This window comes from Candidatus Poribacteria bacterium, assembly GCA_021162805.1.
Classification (GTDB): Bacteria; Poribacteria; WGA-4E; order B28-G17; family B28-G17; genus JAGGXZ01.
Window position 1 is genome coordinate 1 of record JAGGXZ010000101.1, and the last position, 6,539, is coordinate 6,539.

At 51.9% G+C, this 6,539-nt stretch carries 5 protein-coding genes; 4 read left to right on the forward strand and 1 reads right to left on the reverse strand.

What is annotated here, in order from left to right; all coding sequences use genetic code 11:
- Positions 1-717 (reverse strand): hypothetical protein (locus J7M22_08055; protein MCD6506566.1); only part of this gene is annotated, 717 nt, incomplete at its 3' end.
- A 289-nt stretch (positions 718-1,006) separates the two neighbouring features.
- On the opposite strand from J7M22_08055, the gene J7M22_08060 reads away from it, so the two are divergent.
- From J7M22_08060 to dnaK, 4 genes are all read left to right on the forward strand, one after another.
- The gene (locus J7M22_08060) at positions 1,007-3,586 is read left to right on the forward strand and encodes a tetratricopeptide repeat protein (GenBank protein ID MCD6506567.1); all 2,580 of its coding nucleotides are present in this window, start codon (positions 1,007-1,009) and stop codon (positions 3,584-3,586) included.
- 80 nt (positions 3,587-3,666) lie between these two features.
- The gene (gene hrcA, locus J7M22_08065) at positions 3,667-4,701 is read left to right on the forward strand and encodes a heat-inducible transcription repressor HrcA (protein MCD6506568.1); all 1,035 of its coding nucleotides are present in this window, start codon (positions 3,667-3,669) and stop codon (positions 4,699-4,701) included.
- Positions 4,702-4,806: 105 nt separating this feature from the next.
- Positions 4,807-5,418, forward strand: coding sequence for a nucleotide exchange factor GrpE (grpE, locus tag J7M22_08070; GenBank protein ID MCD6506569.1), 612 nt, complete (start codon positions 4,807-4,809; stop codon positions 5,416-5,418).
- Positions 5,411-6,539, forward strand: a 1,129-nt coding sequence (gene dnaK / locus J7M22_08075) for a molecular chaperone DnaK (protein ID MCD6506570.1), incomplete at its 3' end; no start/stop codon positions are given. The genes grpE and dnaK, both read left to right, overlap by 8 nt.

The following is a 6,539-nucleotide window of genomic DNA, read 5'->3' on the forward strand; positions in this document are numbered from 1 at the left end:
ATTATCCGGCCCGCTCCAACTCCATTTTATCTGGACAATGTTGTAAAAGTTTTTACCGGTTGCCCTAAGTTCAGCTCTGTAGGTCGATTCGTTGGTGGTTATCTGTCGAGGTTGTAAATCAGTGAAGCTGAGAGATGAAACAGCTACACTATAGGTAATGCTTACATCATCTACACGAAACACTGTCGGATAGCTTCCATCAGTTGTAGCATGAAAATGAATGCGAACCGCTTGCCCCTTGTAGGAAGTAAGATCAAAGGTTTTCTGAACGTAATTTGTGCTCGCATCTAAGTTGGACAAAGTAGCAACAGCCGTCAGATGATTCCCTGTCGAACTTTGAATTGTTACATAGAGAATATCCTTGGCGGTTGATCTTGGTTCCCGAGTGGTGATATAGTACCAGAAGGTCAGCGTAACCGAGGTAGCGTTAGAAGGAATGGTAACCATTTGGTACATAGAGCCGGAGAGATTATTTCCAGGTGTTCCATCCGGGTTTGAAACGTACGCATAGCCTGGGGAATTATGATACTTTGAAAACCTCGAATCCGCATAGAAATTCCCCGAAAGTGTCCATCCGGTTGAACCGGATGCAAATGAACCATTGGTAATAAGTTCGATCTGAGCAAAAGCTGGGCAATAGATGGCGAATATCGCAATATGTATCAAAATAAACCCGATGCCCGCTGAGATCAACGCTTCAAGGTTTCCCCTCACCATTTCAAGTCACTTCCTTCCGCGATGGATATTGTCAATGCTGAAAGACGAAAACCCTCTTGTCTCTGTTGAGACAACCTTGTATAATTGAACCGATTTGTATAGATGGCTATGTAAAAAGTCCCGATAAAATGGACTTTCCACCTTTAACCATAAGATATCACAAATATTGTCGAGTATCAAGTGACAAAAGGTGACTTTTCAGGTGCCAAAGGATACATCTCAATAGGGGGTGGATGATGTGCAAAGGTATCTTTCAGTTGATTCGAAATTCAGCAGGCGCCTGAGGTCGTTGAGAGCTCTAAAGGGTTGGAAGCAGGAAACCCTTGCCACTGAGGCAGAGGTGAGCCTCAGAACGATAAAAAGGATGGAGAACATAAAGGAGGGCGAAAAAAGGCGGTTCCTTCCCTCGAGGTTATATTCCGTTGCAAGGGCACTTGGAATCCCACTGAATGAGCTGGTCGACGAATCGTCCCTTGATCATGCCGACGCCAAAGAGATCGTCGTAGGCCCCATGCCCGGAGCCGTCGCCCATCACTTCAAAGATAGAACCGATGAGCTCCAAACCCTCCGTCGAAAACTGGAAGATGAGGAGATAAGGCTCATCCTCATCACCGGTAGAGGCGGCATCGGCAAGACCTCCTTGCTCGTCAAGCTGCTTCGAGGTCTGGAGGGGGAATTCAAGGAGGGGAGAACTCACGGTAGCATCATCTACATCCCCCTGGACCAGAGGGAATACCGCTCCCTCACCAAGATAATCGAGCTCATCTGTCGAACGGTCGAACCCAAAACTGCTGAGGAGCTATTGGAGAGATGGAGCAGGGGATATTCCCTTGAGGAGAGATTGGAGTTCCTGTTCCACCACATACTTAACAAGGGGAGATACATCATAGCTCTGGACTCCCTGGAGGATCTCTTAGACGAGGGAAACCACATCAGCGATGAGTTCCCCGATCTGAGGGCTTTCCTGGAGAGATGTCTTGAATATGATCATCGAGCTAAGGTCATAGCGACGAGCAGACATGCCCTGATATTCAGCACTCCCCTTGAGGGACATATAGGCGAACGTATGGAGGAGATCAAACTTGAGGAGGGGTTGCCTGAGGATGAGGCGATAGCCCTTCTCAGGGAGCTTGACCATGATGGAAAATTGGGCATCAGGGAGGCGCCGGATGACATCCTTCGACAGGTGGTGAGCCGCTGTTACGGAATCCCTCGAACGCTTGAGAGGATCGTCGGGACACTTAGGCAGAGGCGAACCCTGACCATCTCCAGGCTCCTGGAGGATGAAGCTGCTTTTGACCGTCTTATCGAGAATCCCGCTCGTGAGCTTCACGAAAGCCTGTCACGAGATGAGCGGCTCGTCATGCAGACGATCGCCGTTTATGGAAGGGCTGTCCCAGCCTCTGCCGTGCGGCATGTGCTCCCCGATCTTCCCGTTGACGATCTGCTCGATTCTCTTGTGAGAAACTACGCCGTCAGTTTCAGCTCCGGCCTTTTCTCGCTTCATCCGCTCGATAGAAGTTACATCTACCAGAGGATACCCGATATGGGGGAAAGATATACCAAATCGGCATTGCATCGACTTGCGGGGCGGTTCTACGTGAATCTCGCCCAAGCGATAAAAGGAGACCGATCCATGGATTCGATCTCATTGTGGGAGAGGGCGGTGAAATTCAGGTGGATGGAAGTTGCCGGACGGGCAATAGAGCACATATCTGCTGCAAAGGCGTGGGAGGATCTGATAGACATCCACGAGCTCGTCAGGGCCTTTTACCTCCTGGAAATGGATCTCGGAAATTCGGACGAATGCAAGAGGATCTGTCAGCTCATGCTTGATGCATCGAAATCGGCATCCATCACATCCGAGGAGGTAGAATGGCTTCACAACTGGGCGGTCTTAAATCACAACCTCGGCAATTATGAACATGCCCGGCAGATCTGCCTTCAGGGTTTAAAGATAGCCCATCGGTCAGATAGGAAGATTCTTCAAGCCTCCCTGTTGCAGAGGCTTGGCATGCTGGCGCGCGATAACGGAGACCATAAGGAGGCGAGGAGATGGTACAGGAAAAGCGAGGAGGTTTTATCTCAAACTTACATAATAGGGGTCAGGTATGCTGAGCTTCTCGAAAAGGAGGGTTATCTCGATAAGGCGTTGGAAATCCAGAAGGAGGTTCTGAGCTCCTTCCCTCAAAGGCTTATCTCCACAGGATACCGCATAGCACGAATTTTGAGGAAACAGGGGAGATATGCCGATGCGAAAAGGTTGTGTGATAGATCTCTTACGGTGGCCAGGGATCTTGGTCGTAAGAGGTATCTCTCCAAGATTTTACTGGAGTTAGGGCGAATCATGGCGGCCTTCGAAAGATATGATAAAGCTCATGAGCTTTTGAGTGAGAGCATAAAGATATCCGTTTATCCCCGTGATAGGGTCAGGGTGCTCCATGCGATCGGTGATCTGAATCATCTGCTCGGCAGGCTGGACGAAGCTATCAGATATTACAAGGATGCGCTCTTCTTGAATTTCCCCTTTATGAGCTATAGCTGTGCCGTCAAGCTGGGAGCTGTCTGCCTTGAAAGAGGAGAGGTGGAAAAGGCCCGATATTATCTGGAGCAGGGTGTCAGATTGTGTCATATGCTGTTGAGTAAAACCCCCCGGCTTTATGATGTGATTTACCATCTCGCCCTCGCTCAGCTCTGTCTGGGGAAGTTTGATGAATCCCTCGCCGCCTATAAACGAGCGATGGAGATCTGCGATGCGAAGGGCGTAATCGAGGAGGAAGTTCGTGATCTCCACCTTCTAAAGGGCGCGATGAAGGGGAATGAGGTGGAACGAGCGATAGAGATGCTTAGCTTCAATCCCTCCACTTGACAAAACCCTCACATAATGGTATCTTTTGTAAAGCTGTTAGCACTCTCATCATTCGAGTGCTAAACCCTGGGGGGATAACCTTGAGAGGATTGAACTCCGCAGAGCTGACGGAAAGACAGAGGAAGATACTGGAGGCCGTCATACATTGCTATACGTTCACTGCCGAGCCGGTCGGTTCCAGGACCGTGGCCAAGAGGTATAACCTCGGTATCAGCCCTGCCACGGTTCGGAATGTGATGGCGGATCTGGAGGAGATGGGTTACCTATTCCAACCCCACACCTCCGCCGGAAGGGTGCCGACCGAAAAGGGATATCGCCTCTATGTGGACGAGCTGATGAAGGAGAGCGGATTGACGCGGGAGGAGAAGGAACTCATAGAGAGGGAATATGAGAAGGTGAAACATCAACTCGATAGAATTATGGAGCACACCTCGAAGATCCTCTCCCTGATCTCCAGATATGTTGGGGTGGCCGTCACACCACCGATGCATGAGGGGGTGTTCAGGCACATCGAGTTGATCTCCGTCGGGGCCAATACGGTGTTGTCCGTGATCATAACCGCTTCCAGTATGGTGCGAAATAAACTGATATCGCTCGATTTCGAGATACCTCGCCAGGAGTTGGAGAGGATAGCCGATATCATAAATGAGAGGTTGTCGGGGATAAGCATGAGCAGGATAAGGGATCTGGCCAACGATCCCATGGAGCTCAGAAGTATGCTCGGGCTGGAGGGGGAGAGGTTCAGCGTGGTTCGATACGCCTTGGATTTCGATCCGGACGTCCAGGTGTACCTCGACGGTCGAGCGAACATGCTCTCCCAACCCGAATTCTCCTCGGTGAAACGGATGGAGAGGATCTTCAGGGTGCTGGAGGAGAGGGATCGGGTGTGGAGGATCCTGTATCCGGCCGGAAGAGCGGGAGAGGTGCAGGTCAAGATCGGCAGTGAGGTCAAATGTAGAGGGATGGAGGAGTGCAGCGTCGTCAGCGCCGTCTACAGGGCCGGGGATATGGTAGGAACCATCGGGATCATAGGCCCTAAGAGAATGGAATATCCGCGCGTCATACCGCTCGTCAGATACACGGCGAGGATGGTCAGCCAGGTGTTGGGAAGATGAGGGGCTGGGAAATGCCGCCCGCCGGGATCATCCCAGTCCTTGTCGAAGGCGGGGTATAAATAGCCCGGCACCGATCCCAAGCGGATCGGTCGAGACGGGGAAACTATGGAGGAGAGGGAAAAGGAAGAAGAGGTGAAAACAGAGGAGGTTAAAGCTGAGGTTGAGGGGGAAAAGGCCGAGGGCAATCAGCAGGAGGAGAAGCTGCTCTCCGAGTCCCTCGATGAGATAGAAAGGATAAAGGCCGAGGTCGAGGCTGCCAGGGATAGATTGCTCAGGGCTGCGGCGGAGTACGAGAACTTCAAAAAGCGGGCTGAACGTGAGAAAGAGGAGGCGATGAAGTTCATCGCCGAAAGCATCGTGCTCGATATCATCCCGATCATCGATAACCTCGACAGGGCGATAAAATCGGCTAAATCTGACGAGAGGAAAAACTTCGATGCCCTGCTCCAGGGGATCGAGATGATACAAAAGCAGATGTTGAGCGTGCTCGAAAAATACGGCGTCGGCATCATAGAGTCCGAGGGCCAACCCTTCGACCCTAGAATCCACGAGGCTATCCTGCAGGTTCCCTCGGAGGAACATCCCGAAAACACCGTCGTGCAGGAGTTCGAAAGGGGATACACGCTTCACGATAAGGTCATCAGACCGGCCAAGGTGATCGTTTCAAAACTGCCTGAGCCGAAGGAAAAGGAGGAGGGTGAAAGCGTAGATGCCTAAGGTGATCGGAATAGACCTCGGCACGACCAACTCCTGCATGGCCATTTTCGAGGGCGGAGAGGCCAAAGTCATACCTAACGCCGAAGGCGGCAGGGTGACGCCATCGGTCGTGGCCTTCTCCAGATCGGGTGAAAGACTCGTGGGATCGACCGCCAAGCGGCAGGCGATCACCAACCCCGATAACACCATCTACTCCATCAAAAGGTTCATGGGAAGAAAATACGATGAGGTCACCCACGAAATCGAACTCGTCCCATACCAGGTCACAAGAGGCCCAAACGGTGACGCCAGAGTCAAAGTCCAAGGCAAGGAGTACTCCCCTCCTGAGATATCAGCCATGATACTGAGGAAGTTGAAAGAGGATGCAGAGAAGTTCCTGGGAGAGCCCATCAGCCAGGCGGTGATCACCGTTCCAGCCTACTTCAACGATGCGCAGAGGCAGGCGACGAAGGATGCGGGTAGGATAGCCGGACTGGAGGTTCTGAGGATCATAAACGAGCCTACGGCAGCATCCTTGGCCTATGGTCTGGACAAGAAGAAGGATCAGAAGATAGCGGTGTATGACTTGGGAGGAGGGACGTTCGACATATCGATCTTGGAGATAGGAGAGGGAGTATTTGAGGTACGCAGCACGAATGGGGACACGCACTTGGGAGGAGATGACTTTGATCAGCGGATAATAGACTGGATAGCGGAGGAGTTCAAGAGGGAGCATGGGATAGACTTGAGGGGGGATCCGATGGCGTTGCAGCGGTTGAAGGAGGCGGCGGAGAAGGCGAAGTGTGAGCTATCGAGTGTGATGGAGACGGAGATCAACCTCCCGTTCATCACCGCTGACGCCAGTGGACCGAAGCATCTGAACGTAATCCTCACAAGGGCGAGGCTCGAGGCGCTGGTCGACGATCTCGTTCAACGTACGTTAGAGCCCTGCAGGAAGGCGTTGGAGGATGCAGGGCTGAAGCCTGAGGATATAGATGAGGTGATATTGGTAGGCGGACAGACGAGGATGCCGAAAGTTCAGGAGGTTGTGAGGGATTTCTTCGGTAAGGAGCCGCACAGGGGGATAAATCCGGATGAGGTGGTTGCGATGGGCGCTGCGATACAGGCTGCGGTGTTGACCG

Excerpts from the sequence above, each read along its gene's own strand:
- grpE (MCD6506569.1), top strand. The coding sequence starts at position 4,807 with ATGGAGGAGAGGGAAAAGGAAGAAGAGGTGAAAACAGAGGAGGTTAAA.